Consider the following 18,396-nt stretch of genomic DNA (forward strand, 5'->3'; position numbering starts at 1 on the left):
GTTACGCAGCTCCTTCCAGCGTGCGGCCCGCGCCGCGGTACTGCTCCCAGGTCCAGCCGAGCGTGCGGCGGGCCATGATGCCGACCGCGTGCCTGCGGTACTTCGCCGTGCCGCGCACGTCGTCGATCGGGTTGCAGGCGCCGGACGCGAGGGTGGCGAACTGCTGGGCGATCGCGGGGGTGATGATCTTGCCGTTCTCCCAGAACCCGCCCTCTTCGAGCGCGGCGTTCAGGAACTCCTCGGCCGCCTTGGCCCGGACCGGGGTCGGGGCGGCCGAGCCGATGCCGGTACGCACGGTGCGGGTCTCGGGGTGCAGGGCGATGCCGAACGCGCAGACGGCGATGACCATGGCGTTGCGGGTGCCGACCTTGGAGTACTGCTGGGGTCCGTCGGCCTTCCTGATGTGCACCGCGCGGATCAGCTCGTCCGGCTCCAGGGCGTTGCGCTTGACCCCGGTGTAGAAGGCGTCGATGGGGATCAGCCGCGTTCCGCGTACGGATTCGGCCTCGACCTCGCAGTCGGCCGCGAGCAGGGCCGGGTGGGCGTCACCCGCCGGCGACGCGGTGCCGAGGTTGCCGCCGACGCCGCCGCGGTTGCGGATCTGCGGGGAGGCGACGGTGTGCGAGGCGAGCGCCAGGCCGGGCAGCTCGGTGCGCAGGTGCTCCATGATGCTGCTGTACGGCACGGAGGCGCCGAGCCGCACGCTCTCCTGGCCCACCTCCCACTCGGACAGCTCACCGATGCGGTTCAGGTCCAGGAGGTACTCGGGCCGCCGGTGGTCGAAGTTGATCTCGACCATCACATCGGTGCCGCCCGCGATGGGCACAGCGGTGGGGTGCTCGGCCTTGGCGGCGAGCGCCTCCTCCCAGCTGGCGGGGCGAAGGAAGTCCATGAGTGGCTCTCTTCTTCTCAATCGGTTCGTTCGCCGGGGCTGGGGACGGCCGACCCTCGACTGGCTCGTTCATGTGGTGTTCACGTGGTGTGTGGCCCAGTACACAAGCCCTGCTCCTACCGGTGCAGTCACCGAAACACTGAAGGAGTTGGCTGGTGTCCGTCCTCGTCTTGTAGATTCGAACGAATGGCGGGAATCAGTAACCTCGCCGCAATCAACAGATACCCGTATCCCCCACGGCTCCCCCACCTCACGGCCTCCTTCACCCACTGCCACCCCCACCTGCTCCTTCACGAACTTCACCTGCTCCCCCTACGGAAAGATCGGCGGCGACGAGATGCGGCTGCGCGCACTGCTGGAGAACGACGCGCTGGGCCTGCGGCTGCTCGGCGGCGAGGACGAGCTGGACCGCTCGGTCCGGGGCGTCATGACGACCGACCTGCGCGATCCCAGCCGCTACCTCTCCGGCGGGGAGCTGGTGCTCACGGGTCTCGCCTGGCGCCGGGACGCGGCGGACTCCGAGCCGTTCGTCCGGATCCTGGCGGGCGCCGGGGTGGCCGGTCTCGCGGCCGGCGAGGCGGAGCTCGGCGACATCCCCGGCGATCTGGTCGAGGCGTGCCGGCAGCACCGCCTCCCCCTCTTCGCCGTGAATGAGACCGTTGCTTTCGCGACGATCACCGAGTACGTCGTCCGTCAGGTCTCCGGCGAGCGGGCGGGCGATCTGGCAGCCGTGGTGGACCGGCACCGGCGGCTGATGACCTCGGGCCCGGCGGGCGGCGGCCCCGAGGTGGTCCTGGACCTCCTCACCTCCGACCTGGACCTGCGGGCCTGGGTCCTCTCCCCCACCGGCCGCCAGATCGCCGGGGCGGGCGCCCCGCTGCCCGGACCGCTGGGCGCGGCGCTGGCCGGGCACCACCTGGCCGCGACCCGTACCGGCCGCCGGGGCCCGCACCGGGCGGCGGTCGCCGGCACGACGTATTCACTCTTCCCGATCCGGAACACCGGCCGCGGCGCGGTGCCGGCCGCCCGCGACGTACGGGAGTCGGTGCTCTCCGACTGGCTGCTGGCGGTCGAGGCCGACGCGTCGGACTGGCCCGCCGCCCGGCTCGACCTGCTCCAGGGCGTCACCCAGCTGATCGCGGTCGAGCGCGACCGCCGCGACGCGGCCCGTACGGTACGCCGCAGGCTCGCCCAGGAGGTCCTGGAGCTGGTCCAGGCGGGCGCCGCCCCCGCCGAGATCGCGGCCAGGCTGCGGGTCGCCGCGCCGGTCCTGCTGCCCGGCCTCGGCGTGTCCCCGCAGTGGCAGGTCGTGGTGGCCCGGGTCGACTGGAGCGCCGCGGGCCAGGCGGGCGACATCGCGAGCGGTCCGGTGGCCCAGGCGCTGCTGGAGGAGATCCTCGTCGACCCGGCGGTCAGCGGCCCCGATTCGGCCGACCGGATCGCCGTCGCCCACACGGGCGAGGAGGCCATCGCCCTGGTGCCGCTGCCCACGCTCACCACCGTGGCCGCGAAGCCCGGGGAGGACGCCTCGGGCGATGCCGCCCGGGCGGGCGGTGAGGACGCCGACGCCCTCGACGCGGATCCCGGGCTGCACGCCGACGCGCTGCTCTCCTCCGTGCGCGAACCGCTCTCCGCGGGGCTCGCCGACGACGGCCGGCTGACACTGGGTGTCAGCGCGGCCGTGCATTCCGCCGAAGGGCTGCGCGGCGCGCTGGAGGAGGCCCGGCACGCCCGCCGGGTGGCCGCGGCGCGTCCGGGGCGGGTCTGCGCGGCCGGTCACCACGAGCTGGCCTCGCACGTGCTGCTGCTGCCGTTCGTCCCCGATGACGTCCGGCGCGCCTTCACCGCCCGGCTGCTGGACCCGCTGCGCGACTACGACCGGCGCCACCGGGCGGAGCTGATCGAGACGCTGGAGGCCTTCCTGGACTGCGACGGGTCCTGGACCCGCTGCGCGGCCCGCCTGCACCTGCACGTCAACACCTTGCGCTATCGCGTCGGGCGGATCGAGCAGTTGACGGGGCGTGACCTTGCGCGCCTGGAGGACAAGCTCGACTTCTTCCTCGCCCTGCGCATGAGCTGACCTTCGGGCCGCGCGCGGGGCCCGGCGGCCCCGTCGCGCTCCGGCCGATTGTGAAATCTTTCACCTGACATTGCCCGGACCCCTTGGCCCGGCGTGCCAATCCGTGCTGAGATGCGCCGTACCCAACAGCACAATGGCGCGCTCGGGGAGGGCAATGTGGCGCATACCGCCATGTCTGGTTCCGGAACGACAGCAGATGACGATCCTCCGCTCCAGACCGCGGTATGGCGGCTGCGCTCACGCGCCTGCTGGACGGACGCGGCCGCACTGCTGGAGCACGACGCGAGCACGGAACCGGCCGCCGCTCTCCAGCGCACCGCGCTGCTGACCGAGCGGTGTCTCTACACGGGAGAGGGCTGGACCGACGCCGAGGACGCCCTGCGCACGGCGGAGGCCGTCGCCCGCAGCGACGACGAGCGCGGGTCGGCCGCTTCCGAACGGGGCCATCTGGCGTACGCCTCGACGCTCCTGGCGGTACGGGACCGGGCCGACGAGGCCAGCGTGGCGCTGAGCCGGTCGGCGGCGCTGCTGGCACCCGCGTCCCCGGCCCGGCCGCTGCTGGACTTCCGGCGCGGGCTGATCGCCCAGAACATCGCGGAGTCGCCGCAGTCGGCGCGCGCCGCGTTCCGCCGGGCGCACGCCGGTGCGGCGAACCGGGGCGACGCACTGCTCCTCTCGTCCACCTGGCGGCATCTGGCGGCGCTCGCCCTGCGCGAGGGGGAGCTGGCCGAGGCCCGGCACGGCTTCACGGAGTCGCTGCGGATCCGGGAGGAGCTGGGGTTCCTGGTAGGTACGGCCCCGGCGCTGATCTCCCTCGCGGAGACGCAGGAGGAGGCGGAGGCGGCGCGGCTGCGGGCCGAGGCCGGCCGACTGTTCCGGCTGCTGGGCGGCGTGCCCACCTGGCTGGCCCCGTATCTGGGCCCCCCGGCCCCGCGCACCGCAGAGGCGAGCTGAGGCGGCGGCGTCCGCGGCCCCCGGGGCCCCCGGGGGCCGCGGGGGCCGCGGGCGCCGCCCCGGTCAGCCGTCGGCGCCGGCGAAGTGCTCGCGGACCAGGGCCTGGACGACGGCGAGGTCCTGGGAGACGAGGGCGTCGAGCAGGGCGGTGTGCTCGGAGGCGTCGGCCAGCAGGTCGGCCCGGCGGGTGGCGGGGCCCGAGACCAGCGGCCACTGGGAGCGCCGGTGCAGTTCGTCGGCGACGGTCACGAGCTGCTCGTTGCCCGACAGCATGAGGACCGCGCGGTGGAAGGCCCGGTCCGACTCGGCGTAGGCGGCCCGGTCGCCGACGGCCGCCGCCGTGACCGTGGCCTCCGCCAGCGGGCGCAGGCCGCTCCAGCGGTGCGCCGGGACCGTACGGGCCAGGCTCAGCATCACCGGGACCTCGATCAGCGCCCGTACCTCGGCCAGTTCGGCGAGCTCGCGGGGGCCGCGTTCGCTGACCCGGAATCCCCGGTTCGGCACGACCTCGACGGCCCCCTCGACGGCCAGCCGCTGCATGGCCTCGCGCACGGGCGTGGCCGAGACTCCGAAGCGGGCGCCGAGCGCGGGCGCGGAGTACACCTGGCCGGGCACCAGCTCACCGTCGACGAGGGCGGCGCGCAGGGCGTCCAGGATCTGGCCGCGGACGGAGTGGCGCTGGACGACGGCACGCGGCGCGGAAGGCTCGCTGTGGGTGTGTTCGCCCCGGGCCGCCTGTTCCCCGTCGGCCGGGCGCCCGCCGGTCCGCCGGACTTCCGTCTGCTCGACCCCGGCCTGCTCGCCCCGGGCCTGTTCCGGCACCCGGCACTCCGGCATCAGGCCTTCCGCCGCCGTGCGCGGGAACGCTCCCAGGGCGTACGCCGGACGTGCGCTCTCGCGCGCGCTGCCCTGCTCCACCCGGACCTCCTCCGCCTGCCTCGGGCCGACTCGCGTGCGCCGGACCTCCTGTGCACGATAGAGGGAGGAGGCTGCGGTTCAAACATCGATGGCATCGGGTAAGGTAAGCCTTACCTGCAAACGATCCCGATTCGGTGGTCCCCTGCATGACCCTCTCCCCGCCGTTCACCGGCACCGCGACGTCCCCCGTGACCGCCGCGTACACCCGCCTGACCGAGGTGTTCCCCGGCCTGCGGGCCGACGTGCTCGACGGCGATGCCGTGGCCCCGTCCGGAGCGGGCTGGGTCGGCGCGGCGGAGCTGGCCGCCGGCGGAGACGCGGTGGACGCCTTCCTCGCCTGGGACAACGCCCAGGTGCTGCGCGACTACGGACAGCAGGCCCGCCCGGACGTGGTGGCGAGCTTCGGTCTGCACCGGTATGCCTGGCCCGCCTGTCTGCTGGTGACGGTCCCCTGGTTCCTTCAGCGCCGGGTGCCGCGGATCCCGGTGGAGGACGTGGCCTTCCAGCGGGCGCTGGGGCATCTGACCGTGCGGGTCCGGGAATTCGCCTGCCTGCCGGACGACCCGGCCGCCACCCTGCCCGGGGCCCGGGTCGTCGCGGACGAGGCGGCGCTGCGGGCCGAGGTCCTGACCTCCCTGACCGAGCACCTCGGTCCGGTGCTGGAGGGCTTCGGGCCGCGCATGCGGCGCGGGAAGCGGGCCCTGTGGGGGATGGCGACCGACGAGATCGTCGAGGGCCTCTGGTACATCGCGCACCTGCTGGGCGAGGAGCGCCGCGCCATGGCCGAGCTGGAGCTGCTGCTGCCCGGCACGACCAAGCCGTACGTCGGCACCGCCGGCTTCCGCGAGCTGACCGGACCCGACGGCCGGTCGCTGCCGACCCGGGACCGGGCGAGCTGCTGCCTCTTCTACACGCTGCGCCCCGAGGACACCTGCGTGACCTGTCCGCGTACCTGTGACACGGACCGGGTGCGAAAGCTCGCCGCAGCTTCCTGATCCACACCGCCCGTCCGGATGACGTGGAATCGAACACGACCCCGCTCGACCGAGCGGCCGTTCGAGAAGATTCCACCCATCGATAGCCTCTCCCACCCCCATGGCGTGCTCTTGTCCCGAAACCACCGGAGCGGGACGGGAATTCCGTCACGATGGCGCACGAAACGCCCTACGTGACGCAAGGGACCGCGCATGAGACTGACCGACATATCGCTTGACTGGCTGCTTCCGGGCGCCGTACTGCTCGTGGGAGTCATGGCGGCGGTGACGGTGGTCGCACGCGGCAAGCGTGCCGCCGGCAAGGCCGCGGCCGACGACTCCTGGGAACGCAGCGAGGATCGCCGCAGACGCAAGGAAGCGCTGTACGCCACCGCCAGTTACGTCCTGCTGTTCTGCTGCGCGGCGGTCGCCGCCGCGCTCTCCTTCCACGGGCTCGTCGGCTTCGGCCGGCAGAACCTGAACCTCACCGGAGGCTGGGAGTATCTGGTCCCGTTCGGACTGGACGGGGCCGCGATGTTCTGTTCGGTGCTGGCCGTACGGGAGGCGAGCCACGGAGACGCGGCGCTCGGCTCCCGGCTGCTGGTGTGGACCTTCGCCGGGGCCGCCGCCTGGTTCAACTGGGTGCACGCCCCCCGGGGCATGGACCACGCGGGCGCTCCGCACTTCTTCGCGGGGATGTCCCTCTCGGCCGCAGTGCTCTTCGACCGCGCGCTGAAGCAGACCCGCCGGGCCGCGCTGCGCGAACAGGGCCTGGTGCCCCGTCCGTTGCCGCAGATCCGGATCGTCCGCTGGCTGCGGGCACCCAGGGAGACCTTCGGCGCCTGGTCGCTGATGCTCCTGGAGGGCGTCCGCACCCTGGACGAGGCGGTGGACGAGGTGCGCGAGGACCGCAGGGAGCGTGAGCAGGACCGGCTGCGCCGACGCGACCAGGAGAAGCTGGACCGGGCCCGTATCAAGGCGCTGAACCGTCAGAACCGGGTCTGGGGACGCGGTGGACGGGTCGACCGGCAGGTGGACGTGCCCGCCATCGCCGCGGCCTCGGGCGGCGCGGCGCCGGCCGTCGCGGAGCCCGCCATAGCAGAGCCGGGTCAGCTGCCTCTGCGACCCCGGCCATCCCTGCAAGCCGTCGGCCCGAAGCAGCCGGCCGGTTCGAGCTCGAAGAGCCTGGACGCTTCGAGCCGGGGAAGTGACCCGCGGACCGTCGACCTCACCGCCGAGGACGACACCCAGACACTCCCCCGGCTCGACTCGCTGGAACAGAAACTGAAGGATCTGGAGCAGCAGTTCGGCTGAGAGCCCCGCGCGGCGGAGACCCCCTCAGGGCCTTCCGCCGTGCAGCTCGAACCAGACGACCTTGCCCAGGGCCTGCGCCTCCACGCCCCAGGCGTCGGCCAGGCTCCGGACCAGGATCAGGCCCCTGCCGTGCGTACCGTCGTCGGCGTTCGGTACGTACGGCGCGGGCAGATCCGCCGAGGCGAAGTCCTGGACCTCCACCCGCAGTCGGGCCGGCGTCGCCGTGGCGGTGACCACGGCCCCGTGCCGGGTGTGGATGAGAGCGTTGGTCACCAGCTCGCTCACCAGCAGCTCCGCCGCCTCGGTCCGCTCCTCGTCGGAGCTGTCCCGGAGGAACTCCCTCAGCTCCCGGCGCACTTCACCCACCGCCGACCGTTCGGTGTGGCCCACCCTGCGGCGCATCCGGGTCGGCGGTGGCGCCTCGCCCGGTCTCCGGCCCCGGGGGCCACGCCCCTCGATGACCGCGGTCCTTCTCTGACGCTTCGCCATTTCCCCCGCCCGCACAGTGCACCGACCTCCTCTGATCCGGCCGCTCGTCGAACAGCCTCACGGGATGCATGCCCCTGTACGTACACGGTCACGCTTGCCGACTCATCAATAGGTGAACGGTCAGGAGCGGCGAGGGGCGCACGCGACATCCCACCCGCGCACGCCATCACCCCATAGGCGCAGCTCCGGTCAACGTCCGGCGAACACACCTGAGTTGACCTTGACCCCGGCCTGACGGGGTCAAGGGCCCGCCGACTCTAAGGACGGGGAACGTTGCGGAGGTTGGAGCGGGCCATCTGGAGCATCCGGCCCACTCCGCCGTCGAGCACGATCTTGCTCGCGGAGAGCGCGAAGCCGGTGACCATGTCCGCGCTGATCTTCGGCGGGATGGAGAGCGCGTTCGGGTCGGTGACCACGTCGACGAGCGCGGGGCCCTTGTGCTTGAAGGCGTCCTTGAGCGCGCCCTGCAACTGCTTGGGCTTCTCCACGCGTACGCCGTAGGCACCGGCCGCGCGGGCGATGGCGGCGTAGTCGGTGTCCGCGTGGCCCGTCCCGTACGACGGCAGCCCCGCCACCAGCATCTCCAACTCGACCATGCCGAGGGAGGAGTTGTTGAACAGGACGACCTTCACCGGCAGGTCGTGCTGGACCAGGGTGAGGAAGTCGCCCATCAGCATGGAGAATCCGCCGTCGCCGGACATCGCGACGACCTGCCGGTTCAGGTCGGTGAACTGGGCGCCGATCGCCTGAGGCAGGGCGTTGGCCATCGAGCCGTGGCTGAACGAACCGATCACCCGCCGCTTGCCGTTGGGTGTCAGATAGCGGGCGGCCCACACGTTGTTCATGCCGGTGTCGACGGTGAACACGGCGTCCTCGTCGGCCATCTCGTCCAGCACGGAGGCGACGTACTCTGGGTGGATCGGGACGTGCTTGTCGACCTTGCGGGTGTAGGCCTTGACCACACCCTCCAGAGCGCTCGCGTGCTTCTTCAGCATCCGGTCGAGGAACTTGCGGTCGGACTTGGGCTTCACCCGGGGCGTCAGGCAGCGCAGGGTCTCGCGTACATCGCCCCAGACCGCGAGGTCGAGCTTGGAGCGGCGGCCGAGGTGCTCGGGGCGCACATCGACCTGGACGATCTTCACATCGTCCGGGAGGAAGGCGTTGTACGGGAAGTCCGTACCGAGCAGGATGAGCAGGTCGCACTCGTGCGTCGCCTCGTACGCGGCGCCGTAGCCGAGCAGCCCGCTCATCCCGACGTCGTACGGGTTGTCGTACTGGATCCACTCCTTGCCGCGCAGCGCGTGCCCGACCGGGGACTTGATCTTCTCGGCGAACTCCATGACCTCGGCGTGCGCCCCGGCCGTGCCGCTGCCGCAGAACAGCGTCACCCGTTTGGCCTCGTCCACCATGCGGCAGAGCTTGTCGATCTCCTCGTCGCCGGGCCGTACGGTCGGCCGCGCGGTGACGAGGGCGTGCTCGATGCTCTTCTCGGGGGCGGGCTCGGAAGCGATGTCGCCCGGCATCGAGACGACGCTGACGCCGCCGCGCCCGATGGCGTGCTGGATCGCCGTCTGGAGCAGCCTCGGCATCTGCTCCGGGTTGGAGATCATCTCGTTGTAGTGGCTGCACTCCTGGAACAGCAGCTCCGGATGGGTTGCCTGGAAGTAGCCGAGACCGATCTCGCTGGAGGGGATGTGCGAGGCGAGGGCCAGCACCGGGGCCATTGAGCGGTGCGCGTCGTACAGGCCGTTGATGAGGTGCAGGTTCCCCGGTCCGCAGGAGCCGGCGCAGGCCGCGAGCTCGCCGGTGACCTGCGCTTCCGCCCCGGCCGCGAAGGCGGCGGTCTCCTCGTGGCGGACGGGGATCCAGTCGACGGCCGGGTTACGCCGGATGGCGTCCACGACGGGGTTCAGGCTGTCGCCGACGACGCCGTACAGGCGTTTGACGCCTGCCCTGGCGAGGATGTCGACGAACTGCTCCGCCACGTTCTGCTTGGCCATGGGTGCGCACCCTTTCCTTGCCCGTGCTCCGTGCACTTCGGTTGTCCGGACTCCGGGGCCCGAAACACCGTTGCGCCGGGCTCCGGGATCCATCAACCCACGGGGTGCGCGGTTACGCCTCCCAGACCGCGGCGCAGGTGCGGTCGTCGGCGTACCCCTTGATCCGGAGCTGGGTGTCGGCGAGGAAGGCGGGCAGTCCGGGCGGTCCGGCGGTCCCCCAGCGCTCGGCGAGCTCGCCGGGGAGCGCCGGCTCGCCGCGCATCGGCTCGGCGAGTCCGTTGCTGCACAGCAGCAGCGTGTCGCCGGGGCGCGCCACGGAGGCCCGGAAGCGGAAGGGCTCGGCAGGCCGCCGGACGGGGCCGTCGGCGGACGGGGACGGCGGTGCGGCGATCTGGAGATCCATGGTCAGCCGGTCCCCGTCCGGGCCCTCCTCCTGCTCGTCACCCGCCGGCGGGCCGCCGCCCTCCGGGACGTGGGGCTCCAGGTCCTGCCAGCGTCCGTCGCGGAGGCGGAAGAGGCCGCCGCTGCCGACGCCGAAGAAGACCCGGGTGCGGCAGTCGGGATCGGCGGACAGCAGGAGGCACCGGAGGCTCGCGGTGTACGCGTCCGGTGCCACGCCGAGTTCGGCTGCGCGGGCGCGCAGCTTGCCGTACGTACGGTCGGTGAGCCGGTGCAGCCCGGCCTTCAGGTCGTCCCGGCGGCCCGCTCTTATGTCCTCGGAGAGCCGGATGTGGCTGCGGGCGACGGCACCGCCGATCCAGCGGCAGGCGTCGGCTGCGGCGAGGTGCGCCGCTTCGCCGGCCCGGTTGCCGCCGGCCACGGCGACGAGGACGAGGGCGCTCTCGGCCGCCCCGAAGCGGGCGGTGAGCAGCCCGTCGCGCCGGGGTTCCCCGCGGAAGCGGGCGGAGTCACCGCGTACGGAGGCGGTGCGCAGGGTGTACGTCCCGTACCGCGCGCCGTCCAGGACGGTGTCGGGGGCGAGGCCGTCCAGATTCTCCGAAGTGGCGGGGGGCAGGGCGGCGGGCTCGGCGTCATAGGTGGGCGGCCGGTCCCCGAGGTGCCCGACGGAGGGACGGACGTCGGCCGCTTCGTCGTCGGCGGGGTCCGGCGGAAGCGCGTGCAGGGCGCTGGGGTCGGGCGCGGGCGCTTCCGGCACGCGCGGTGCGGCGAACGTCCGGGGCCACGGCTGCCCGGCGGGCGCCTCCCAGGGGGCGGGAAAGACGGTGGTGCGGGGAGCGACCGGCTCGGGCTCCGGCTGCCGGTCGCGCTTCGCATACGGCTCCCAGGCCGACCGGGGGTCGGGCATAGGCTCCGGAGCCGCTTCAGGATCCGGGGCGGGGTCCGGCGACGGCTCCCGCCGCGGCGCCACGGACCGGCTCCGCTCGGGCGGCTGCCGGTACGCGTCCGCGTACGGGTCCTCGTGGCGGTCCGCGTACGGGTCCTCGTAGCAGTCCGCGTCAGGTTCCTCGTAGCGGTCGGCGTAGGGGTCCTCGTACACGTCGCCGCCGTACGGGTCCCGGACGGTCTCGCCCACGGTGTCCCGGTGGTCGCCCGCCGGGCTGCTCACCGGGCTGCTCACCGTGTCCGACACGGAGTCGAAGCGGTCGTCGAGGCTGTCGGCCGCACGGCCGGGACCGGTGTCGTGCGCGGTCTCGTCGTACAGCTTGCGCCACCAGTCGTCCTCGTGGGCGGCGGGCTTCTCCCCCTGCTGACTCATGCCCATATTGTCCACCGCGAAGGCGGCCCGAAAACAGGACATCGGGAAAATGTGGCGCGCACATGGGTCCGCCGGGCGGCCCCACCCCCCACGGGAAGGACGCCCGGCGGACCGGTCGGAGTGAGCGGCGTCCCGGCGTTACGGCCGTTCGTACGATCGGCCGATCACCGGTTCAACCGATATCGGGCGCATCGCTCTCCCCAGGTCAATCCGGAACGAAGCATCCCAAGGGGCCGCATCCCGGAGGTCGTTGGTGCTGCTGTGGCGTCACACTGGCAGAGGGGCCGGGGGTACAGGGGATGATGTGGGCGGCGGGTTTACGCCGTGGCCTCTTCCCGCCACCCGGGACCCGTCGCAGGGGCGCCTCGATGCGCGATCACCACACCCGGGGAGGTCGGAGAATGCTGGGGGCCATAGGTCTCGACGAGAGACAGGAAACCGCGTACCGCGCGCTCGTCGCGGCGGGAGCCGCGGAGCTCGCCGATCTCGCGCACCGGCTGGCGCTGCCCGAGGCGGACACCGAACGGGTGCTGCGGCGGCTGGAGCAGCAGGGCCTGGCCGCACAGTCCTCGGCCCGGCCGGGCCGCTGGGTGGCGGCGCCGCCCGGTGTGGCGCTCGGCGCGCTGCTGATCCAGCAGCGGCACGAGCTGGAGCAGGCGGAGCTGGCGTCCGCGCTGCTCGCCGAGGAGTACCGGGCCGAGGCGAGCGAACCGGCGGTGCACGACCTGGTGGAGGTGGTGACGGGGGCGAGCGCCGTCGCCCAGCGCTTCCACCAGCTGCAACTGGGAGCGGTGTCGGAGGTGTGCGCCCTGGTGACGGGCAAGCCGATCGCGGTGACCGGTATGGAGAACGAGTCCGAGGAGCGGGCGACGTCGCGCGGGGTGAGCTACCGGGTGGTGGTCGAGCGTGAGGTGCTGTCGACACGGTTCGGGATCCTGGAGCTGTCGGCGGCGCTGAGCCGGGACGAACAGTGCCGGGTGGTGGACCGGGTGCCGACGAAGCTGGTGGTGGCCGACGGGAGCCTCGCGATGGTCCCGCTGACCGCTCGGGGCGCGGAGCCCGCCGCTCTGGTCGTGCACGCCAGCGGTCTGCTGGAGTCGCTGATGGGCCTCTTCGAGGCGGTGTGGCGGGAGGCGATGCCGCTGCGGCTGGGCGAGGGCGGCGGCGGGGTGCGGGAGGACGGGGTCGGGCCGGATCCGACGGATCTGGAGATCCTGTCGTTGCTGCTGGCGGGGCTGACGGACGCCAGCGTGGCCAAGCAGCTGGACCTGGGGCTGCGGACCGTGCAGCGCCGTGTCAAGGGCCTGATGGAGCTGACGGGGGTCTCGACGCGGCTCCAGCTGGGCTGGCATGCGTACGAGCGTGGCTGGGTGGCCCGTACCGAGTCGGCCTGAGGCCGCGTCCACGCAGGTCGCCGCAGGTGGCCGGGGTCCGCTGACGGGCGGAGCGGGGCACTCTCCGGCAGGCTGGTCGGATGGGAGTGTGGCAGCTCGTCGCCGTGGGCCTGGTCATGCTGCTGGGCCTGGTCGGGGTGCTGGTGCCGGGCGTGCCGGGTCAGGCGATCGTCTGGGCGGCGGTGCTGTGGTGGGCGCTGACGGACATGACGCCGGCCGCCTGGGGCGTCCTGATCGGCGCGACGGCGCTGATGCTGCTGAACCAGGCCCTCAAACCGCTGCTGCCACCGCGCCGCCCGGGCGAGTCGGGGGCGCCTCGCCGGACCTTGGTGATCGGCGGGGTCGCCGGGATCGTGGGCTTCTTCGTCGTGCCCGTGGTCGGCGGGATCCTCGGGTACGTGGGGGCCATCTTCGGCGCCGAGCGGCTGCGGCTGGGGAGCCGCGGCGCGGGCTGGGCGTCGGTGCGCTCGGTCATGCGGGCGACGGGCTACGCGGTGCTGGTGGAGCTGTTCTGCTGTCTGCTGGTGGCGGGCGCCTGGCTGGGCGCGGTGCTCTGGGGCTGACCGGAGCGCCCCGGAGCGCCCCGCCCCGGTCAGCCGGGTTCCGCCGCCCCCGCTCCCGCCGCTTCCGCTTCCAGATGACGTACCGCGTAGGAGCGCCAGGGCCGCCACCGCTCCGCGCCCGGCGTCCCGTACGGGTCCACGTCGGGGTCGCCGAGCGCCCGCATCCGGATCAGGGCGGCGGTGCGGCGGCCGATCCCGGGCAGCGTCAGCAGCGCCCGTTCCGCCTCGTCACGGTCGGCCCCGGCGTCCAGCCGCAGCCCGCCGTCGGCGAGCGCGGCGGCCAGGGCGGCGAGGGCCGGGTCCTCGGCGGAACCGGCGAGCACGTCCGGCTCCGGGAACACGTGGGTGAGCCCGCCGCACGGCACGTCCAGCGCCTTCCCGTACCGCTCGACCAGCTCCCCGGCGGCCTCGCGTCCCACCAGGGTCCGCACCGCGGCCTCCTCCGGGTCGGCCGCGCCCGGCGACCGCAGCCCGGGGCGGGCGGCGACCAGCGGGGCGAGCCGGGGGTCGGCGGCCAGCGCCTCGTCCACGGCGTGCGGGTCGGCGTCCAGGTCGAACAGGCGGCGCACCCGCTGGACGGCGGTGGTCAGGTCGCGGAGGTCGGTGAGCTGGATGCGGGCCTCCAGCCAGGGGCCGCCGGGCGAGGCCTCGTCGACCGCGACGAGCCCGGCCCCGTACGGCAGTCGCAGGGTGCGCCGGTAGACGCGGCGGCCGGGCGGGCCCGTCACCTCCTCGACCCGGGCGACCGCTCCCGCGGCCAGCAGGTCGAAGAGGGCGGCGGTGGCGTACGGACCCCGGTGGGCGAGCCGCAGCGGGATTCCGGCCCTGGTCCCCTCGCGGCGTCCGCCGCCGAGTCCCGTACCGGCCTCGGCGCGCAGGGCGCTCGGCGTGCGGGCGTAGATCTGCCGGACGGTGTCGTTGAACTGCCGGACGCTGGCGAACCCCGCGGCGAAGGCGATCTCCGTGACCGGCAGCCCGGTGGTCTGGAGGAGGACCCGGGCGGTGTGGGAGCGCTGGGCGCGGGCGAGCGCGACGGGTCCCGCGCCCAGCTCGGCGTTGAGCTGGCGCTGGACCTGCCGGGCGCTGTAGCCGAGCCGCCCGGCGAGTCCGGGGACGCCCTCGCGGTCCACCACGCCGTCGCCGATCAGGCGCATGGCCCGGCCGACGACGTCCGCGCGGACGTTCCACTCGGCGGAGCCGGGCACGGCGTCCGGCCGGCAGCGGCGGCAGGCCCGGAAGCCGCCGGCCTGGGCCGCCGCCGCGGTGGGGTAGAAGCGCACGTTGGCGCGTTTGGGCGTGACGGCGGGGCAGCTCGGCCGGCAGTAGATGCCGGTGGTCGCGACGGCGAAGAAGAAGGCGCCGTCGAACCGCGCGTCGCGGCTGCTGACCGCCTCGTACCTGGTCCGTTCGTCCATCACACCGTCCAGTGTGCGGCAGCCGGGGCCGCCGCACTCGCGGTTTTCGGACGTCGAACCGGTCGCTCCGGGCTACCGCACCCGGCCGCGCTTGGCCTGCACGGCCGCACGCCCCTCCGCGCCCTTGCGCTTCCAGTCCCGCAGGATCTCGGAGCGCACCCGGGCGTCGGTCTTGGCGACGATCCGCTGGTTCTCGCGGATCAGCTTGCGGTAGCTGTCGAGCCGCCGCTCGGACAGGACCCCGTCCGCCACCGCGCCGAGGACGGCGCACCCCGGTTCCGCCTGGTGGGCGCAGTCGTGGAACCGGCACCGGGTGGCCAGCTCCGCGATCTCGGAGAACACCTCGCCGACCCCGGCCCCGGCGTCGTACAGGCCCACTCCGCGGAGCCCGGGGGTGTCGATGAGGACGCCCCCGTGCGGCAGGACGAGCAGGTTGCGGGTCGTCGTGGTGTGCCGGCCCTTGCCGTCGACGTCCCGGGCGGCCTGTACGTCCATGACGTCCTCGCCCAGCAGGGTGTTGGCGAGGGTCGACTTGCCCGCGCCGGAGATGCCGAGGAGCACGCTCGTACCACCGGAGACGACGGCGCCGAAGACGTCGAGCCCCTCGCCCGTGGTGGAGCTGACGGGCAGCACCTGGACGCCGGGGGCGATCGCCTCGACGTCCCCGACGAGGTGGGACAGCGTGACCGCGTCGGGCACCAGATCCGCCTTGGTCAGCAGCACGAGCGGTTGGGGGCTGTGGCCCGCGTCCTGGCCGTCGCCGAGCAGGGCGGCGCCGCTGGAGCTGGAGAGGGCGAGTGCGAGGAAACGCTCCAGGCGGCCGAGGTCCAGCTCGACGGCGAGCGAGACGCAGATGGCGATGTGGTCGATGTTGGTGGCGAGCACCTGCCCCTCGGACCGCTGGGAGGAGGTGGAGCGGACGAAAGCGGTGCGGCGGGGCAGCAGCGTACGGACGAAGCGCGGATCGCCGCCGGCGTCGAGCGCCACCCAGTCGCCGGTGCAGACGATCCGCATCGGGTCACGGGGCACGACGAACGCGGTGTCGGCGCGGACGGGGCCGTCGGCGGTGATCACGTCGCACTGACCGCGGTCCACCCGGACGACGCGTCCCGGCACGAGGCCCTGCTCGGCGTACGCGAAGAAAGCTGCCGCCCAGTCCTCGTCCCAGCCGTACGGAGCCAGCGGGTGCGAGGAGGAAGGAGCGGTGAGGAACGAGAAAGACAAGGGAAACCCTTCACAGGGTGGCCCCGGCACGCGCGCTCGGCGCGGGAATGAGGGAAGTCGGTCAGCCGGTGGCCACGGGGATGAGGACGATGCTCTTCCGGTTGTGGGCAGTGCCCATCGCAACGACAGTCATCAATGTCCTCACCTCCTGGTTCTTTCCGTTTCCGTGCCGCAGGCGTCATGGCGACGCCTGGAACAGTGGCCAGACTAGCCGCGCCCCCGGGAGCGGCGTCAACAGGTTTTCCGCACACCTCCGATGGAGGCGGTCCGACCGGGGTGTTCGCCGGAGTTGGGAGCAGATCTCCCCCGATCGGGTGATACGCATGCATAGAGCCTGTTCCGGGGCCGTTAGGGTGCCGAGCATGACCACACCCCAGGCCTCCACCGGCACCTTCACCCAGGCCCAGTTGGGCACGCAGATCCTGATCGGCTGGAGCGGCCGGCAGCCCGACGCCGACCAGGACACCGCCTTCCTCCTCGCCTACTCGCTGGGCGACGGGCAGGACGGTCCGGAGGTCGGCCGCGAGGCCATGCGCGCCGCACTGGAGCGCGCGGGCCTCCACGTCGGCGGCCCGATCCAGGACGCGGCCGAGAGCCCGGGCGTCCAGGCGAAGCTCCTCGTCCAGGCGGGGCGGGCCGTCCTGACACTGCCTCATCTCTCGGCGCAGTACCCCGCCCCGGCGGAGTGGCTGGCCGCCGCGCAGGCCCAGGGCCAGGTGTACGGGATGTTCGCCACCAGCCCGTGGCCGGACGCCGTGCCCGGGCAGCCGGTCAGCGAGGACCGGCTGCGGGCCTTCGCCACCGACGTGGAGGTCGTCCGCACCGCCGCCCACTGCCTGCTCCCGGTCCGCTCCCTGGGCTGAGGAGCCGCTCCGCCCGCCGCCCCGGACATAGGACGAGGCCCACCACTCCACGGGGGGTGGTGGGCCTCGTCCTATGTCCGGGGCGGCGGGGCCGTTGTCGGGGAACGAGGACGGGCGGCCCGGAGTGTGATCTCCGGACCGCCCGCACTCAACACCTCAGGCTGGAGTGCGTCAGTTGTTGCCGACGCCGTTGCCCGAGAGGACCGGGATGTCGTCCAGGATGTGCGACAGCGGCTCGTCGCCCTTGGCCTGGGTGGAGTTGTCGGTGCACTGCTGGTTCTGCGGGTTGGACAGGACGTTGATGTCCTGGACCGTGACCGGCACGATGCCGACGAGCGAACCGACGTTGACCTTGGCGGGCAGGCCGACGCAGAGCTTGTTCAGGGTGCCCTGGACGAGCTGGTTCTGCGGGCTCCAGTTGCCCTCCGTCTCGGCGTTGCCGACCTCCGACTCGGCACCGTTGCCGTTGACCGTGGTGGTGCCACCGTCGTTGCCGATCGCCATGGCCGTGGGAGCCGCGACTGCGGACAGACCGAGCAGGGACACGGCCACTGCAGCGCCGGCCATCATCTTCTTCATCAACTTCACCTTTCGGAGCGTCCCGTTGTGGAACGTACTGATCAACTGCCCTCACCCCTGATCGGTTGCGCAGCACCACTCAAATGGGTTCGTTCCGGCGCAAGGTCGACGCCACTCCTCGCTCCTCCGGGGGGCTCACCCTCCGGGGGCCTCGGGTCCGGAGCCCTCGTCCGAGGTACGCGCCGCCGGCACGAAACCGCCGCATGGAGGGTCCTGGCCCCCGTGCAGCTCCGAGAGGGGGTGGCGGCCCCCGGCCGCCTGCCACTCGGCGACGAGCCGGTCGTAGATCGGTGTGCCACCCGAAGCGGGCCGCCGCTCGCCGCCCTGCGGGGTCTGACTGTCGTACGGATCCATACGGAGGCCCTACCCGGCCCGGCCCGGATCGTCAGCCGGTGCTACGGCATCCGGCCCAACCGGACAACCCGGCCGGAGGCGTTGGCACACGACGAAGGGCCAGTCCGTCCGGTCCGGCGAAGAACGATCGCCGTACGGATGGACTGGCCCCACGGGGGTCGGCCGGAGCGGACCCGGGCTCCCCGGTCTCAGTTGTTGCCGGCGCCGTTGCCGGAGAGGATCGGGATGTCGTTCAGCAGGTGCGACAGGGCCTCGTCACCCTTGGCCTGGGTGGAGTTCTCGGTGCACTGCTGGTTCTGCGGGGAGGACAGGACGTTGATGTCCTGGAGCGAGATCGGCACCACGCCGATGAGCGAGCCGAGGTTCGCCTTGGCCGGGAGGGCGATGCAGGGCTTGTTGAGCGAGCCCTGGATGAGCGCGAACTGCGGGCTCCAGTCGCCGTGGGTCTCGGAGTTGCCGTACGCCTGCGAAGCACCGTTGCCGTTGACCGTGGTGGTGCCGCCGTCGTTGGCGATGGCCATGGCGGGTGCGGCGGCAGCGGCGGTGACACCGATGACCGAGGCGGCAACGGCGGCCGAGGCCATGATCTTCTTGAACATGAAGGAGCCCTTCTGGGGAGTGATACGGATCGGTGAAAGAAGAGGGTGGAAAGGTCGTGCCGCGGCG

17 protein-coding genes are annotated in these 18,396 nt (G+C 73.0%); 7 read left to right on the forward strand and 10 right to left on the reverse strand.

The genetic code is table 11. The annotated features are described in order from the left end of the window. Position 1: 1 nt before the first annotated feature. Complete coding sequence (locus tag N7925_RS05795; RefSeq protein ID WP_265598425.1) at positions 2-892, reverse strand: FAD binding domain-containing protein; 891 nt, start codon at positions 890-892, stop codon at positions 2-4. Positions 893-1,229: 337 nt separating this feature from the next. Between N7925_RS05795 and N7925_RS05800 the strand changes: the two genes are divergently transcribed. Next, a complete protein-coding gene (locus N7925_RS05800) occupies positions 1,230-2,972 on the forward strand; it encodes a PucR family transcriptional regulator (RefSeq protein ID WP_274343245.1) in 1,743 nt (580 codons plus the stop codon). A gap of 171 nt (positions 2,973-3,143) precedes the next feature. Further along, complete coding sequence (locus tag N7925_RS05805) at positions 3,144-3,926, forward strand: hypothetical protein (RefSeq protein ID WP_274343246.1); 783 nt, start codon at positions 3,144-3,146, stop codon at positions 3,924-3,926. Positions 3,927-3,989: 63 nt separating this feature from the next. Here the strand turns inward: N7925_RS05805 and N7925_RS05810 are convergent, their stop codons facing one another. Beyond that, a complete protein-coding gene (locus N7925_RS05810; protein ID WP_274343247.1) occupies positions 3,990-4,844 on the reverse strand; it encodes a GntR family transcriptional regulator in 855 nt (284 codons plus the stop codon). Positions 4,845-4,990: 146 nt separating this feature from the next. Here N7925_RS05810 and N7925_RS05815 point away from each other — a divergent pair, with 146 nt between their 5' ends. Both N7925_RS05815 and N7925_RS05820 read left to right on the forward strand, forming a co-directional pair. Beyond that, positions 4,991-5,839 (forward strand): (2Fe-2S)-binding protein, encoded by an 849-nt coding sequence (locus N7925_RS05815; protein ID WP_265598429.1) that lies wholly within the window; start codon positions 4,991-4,993, stop codon positions 5,837-5,839. A gap of 192 nt (positions 5,840-6,031) precedes the next feature. After that, positions 6,032-7,132, forward strand: a complete 1,101-nt coding sequence (locus N7925_RS05820; protein WP_265598430.1) for a DUF2637 domain-containing protein — start codon at positions 6,032-6,034, stop codon at positions 7,130-7,132. A gap of 24 nt (positions 7,133-7,156) precedes the next feature. Here N7925_RS05820 and N7925_RS05825 read toward each other — a convergent pair whose 3' ends face one another. The 3 genes from N7925_RS05825 to N7925_RS05835 all read right to left on the reverse strand — a co-directional run bounded on the left by N7925_RS05825 (position 7,157) and on the right by N7925_RS05835 (position 11,338). Then, entirely contained in the window at positions 7,157-7,522 is a 366-nt protein-coding gene (locus tag N7925_RS05825; protein WP_322784832.1) for an ATP-binding protein, read from the reverse strand. Between the two features lie 356 nt (positions 7,523-7,878). Next, a complete protein-coding gene (locus N7925_RS05830; RefSeq protein ID WP_274343248.1) occupies positions 7,879-9,621 on the reverse strand; it encodes a pyruvate dehydrogenase in 1,743 nt (580 codons plus the stop codon). A 112-nt stretch (positions 9,622-9,733) separates the two neighbouring features. Next, on the reverse strand, positions 9,734-11,338 hold the full coding sequence (locus N7925_RS05835) for a protein phosphatase 2C domain-containing protein (RefSeq protein ID WP_274343249.1): 1,605 nt from the start codon (positions 11,336-11,338) through the stop codon (positions 9,734-9,736). A gap of 401 nt (positions 11,339-11,739) precedes the next feature. Between N7925_RS05835 and N7925_RS05840 the strand changes: the two genes are divergently transcribed. After that, a complete protein-coding gene (locus N7925_RS05840) occupies positions 11,740-12,732 on the forward strand; it encodes a helix-turn-helix transcriptional regulator (protein WP_265598434.1) in 993 nt (330 codons plus the stop codon). Positions 12,733-12,812: 80 nt separating this feature from the next. Next, a complete protein-coding gene (locus N7925_RS05845; RefSeq protein WP_265598435.1) occupies positions 12,813-13,295 on the forward strand; it encodes a DUF456 domain-containing protein in 483 nt (160 codons plus the stop codon). A 29-nt stretch (positions 13,296-13,324) separates the two neighbouring features. Here the strand turns inward: N7925_RS05845 and N7925_RS05850 are convergent, their stop codons facing one another. Both N7925_RS05850 and rsgA read right to left on the reverse strand, forming a co-directional pair. Next, entirely contained in the window at positions 13,325-14,710 is a 1,386-nt protein-coding gene (locus N7925_RS05850) for a DNA-3-methyladenine glycosylase 2 family protein (protein ID WP_274346401.1), read from the reverse strand. Positions 14,711-14,782: 72 nt separating this feature from the next. Next, positions 14,783-15,934, reverse strand: a complete 1,152-nt coding sequence (gene rsgA, locus N7925_RS05855) for a ribosome small subunit-dependent GTPase A (protein ID WP_274343250.1) — start codon at positions 15,932-15,934, stop codon at positions 14,783-14,785. Between the two features lie 362 nt (positions 15,935-16,296). On the opposite strand from rsgA, the gene N7925_RS05860 reads away from it, so the two are divergent. After that, positions 16,297-16,797 carry a DUF5949 family protein gene (locus N7925_RS05860; protein WP_265598438.1) on the forward strand — a complete coding sequence of 167 codons (501 nt, stop codon included), beginning with the start codon at positions 16,297-16,299 and terminating at the stop codon, positions 16,795-16,797. Between the two features lie 171 nt (positions 16,798-16,968). On the opposite strand, the gene N7925_RS05865 is transcribed toward N7925_RS05860, so the two are convergent. The 3 genes from N7925_RS05865 to N7925_RS05875 form a co-directional block, all read right to left on the reverse strand. Continuing rightward, a complete protein-coding gene (locus N7925_RS05865; protein ID WP_274343251.1) occupies positions 16,969-17,376 on the reverse strand; it encodes a rodlin in 408 nt (135 codons plus the stop codon). Between the two features lie 135 nt (positions 17,377-17,511). Continuing rightward, entirely contained in the window at positions 17,512-17,730 is a 219-nt protein-coding gene (locus N7925_RS05870) for a hypothetical protein (protein WP_274343252.1), read from the reverse strand. Positions 17,731-17,918: 188 nt separating this feature from the next. After that, positions 17,919-18,329 (reverse strand): rodlin, encoded by a 411-nt coding sequence (locus tag N7925_RS05875; protein WP_265598440.1) that lies wholly within the window; start codon positions 18,327-18,329, stop codon positions 17,919-17,921. Positions 18,330-18,396: the final 67 nt, after the last annotated feature.

Origin of the sequence: Streptomyces sp. CA-278952, assembly GCF_028747205.1 — a bacterium.
Lineage (GTDB): Bacteria > Actinomycetota > Actinomycetes > Streptomycetales > Streptomycetaceae > Streptomyces.

What these genes read in the sequence shown, in the direction of transcription:
- N7925_RS05795 (WP_265598425.1), bottom strand. Translation starts at nt 892, where the DNA reads ATGGACTTCCTTCGCCCCGCCAGCTGGGAGGAGGCGCTCGCCGCCAAG.
- N7925_RS05800 (WP_274343245.1), top strand. Translation starts at nt 1,230, where the DNA reads ATGCGGCTGCGCGCACTGCTGGAGAACGACGCGCTGGGCCTGCGGCTG.
- N7925_RS05805 (WP_274343246.1), top strand. Translation starts at nt 3,144, where the DNA reads ATGTCTGGTTCCGGAACGACAGCAGATGACGATCCTCCGCTCCAGACC.
- N7925_RS05815 (WP_265598429.1), top strand. Translation starts at nt 4,991, where the DNA reads ATGACCCTCTCCCCGCCGTTCACCGGCACCGCGACGTCCCCCGTGACC.
- N7925_RS05820 (WP_265598430.1), top strand. Translation starts at nt 6,032, where the DNA reads ATGAGACTGACCGACATATCGCTTGACTGGCTGCTTCCGGGCGCCGTA.
- N7925_RS05830 (WP_274343248.1), bottom strand. Translation starts at nt 9,621, where the DNA reads ATGGCCAAGCAGAACGTGGCGGAGCAGTTCGTCGACATCCTCGCCAGG.
- N7925_RS05835 (WP_274343249.1), bottom strand. Translation starts at nt 11,338, where the DNA reads ATGAGTCAGCAGGGGGAGAAGCCCGCCGCCCACGAGGACGACTGGTGG.
- N7925_RS05840 (WP_265598434.1), top strand. Translation starts at nt 11,740, where the DNA reads ATGCTGGGGGCCATAGGTCTCGACGAGAGACAGGAAACCGCGTACCGC.
- N7925_RS05845 (WP_265598435.1), top strand. Translation starts at nt 12,813, where the DNA reads ATGGGAGTGTGGCAGCTCGTCGCCGTGGGCCTGGTCATGCTGCTGGGC.
- N7925_RS05850 (WP_274346401.1), bottom strand. Translation starts at nt 14,710, where the DNA reads ATGGACGAACGGACCAGGTACGAGGCGGTCAGCAGCCGCGACGCGCGG.
- N7925_RS05860 (WP_265598438.1), top strand. Translation starts at nt 16,297, where the DNA reads ATGACCACACCCCAGGCCTCCACCGGCACCTTCACCCAGGCCCAGTTG.
- N7925_RS05865 (WP_274343251.1), bottom strand. Translation starts at nt 17,376, where the DNA reads ATGAAGAAGATGATGGCCGGCGCTGCAGTGGCCGTGTCCCTGCTCGGT.
- N7925_RS05870 (WP_274343252.1), bottom strand. Translation starts at nt 17,730, where the DNA reads ATGGATCCGTACGACAGTCAGACCCCGCAGGGCGGCGAGCGGCGGCCC.
- N7925_RS05875 (WP_265598440.1), bottom strand. Translation starts at nt 18,329, where the DNA reads ATGTTCAAGAAGATCATGGCCTCGGCCGCCGTTGCCGCCTCGGTCATC.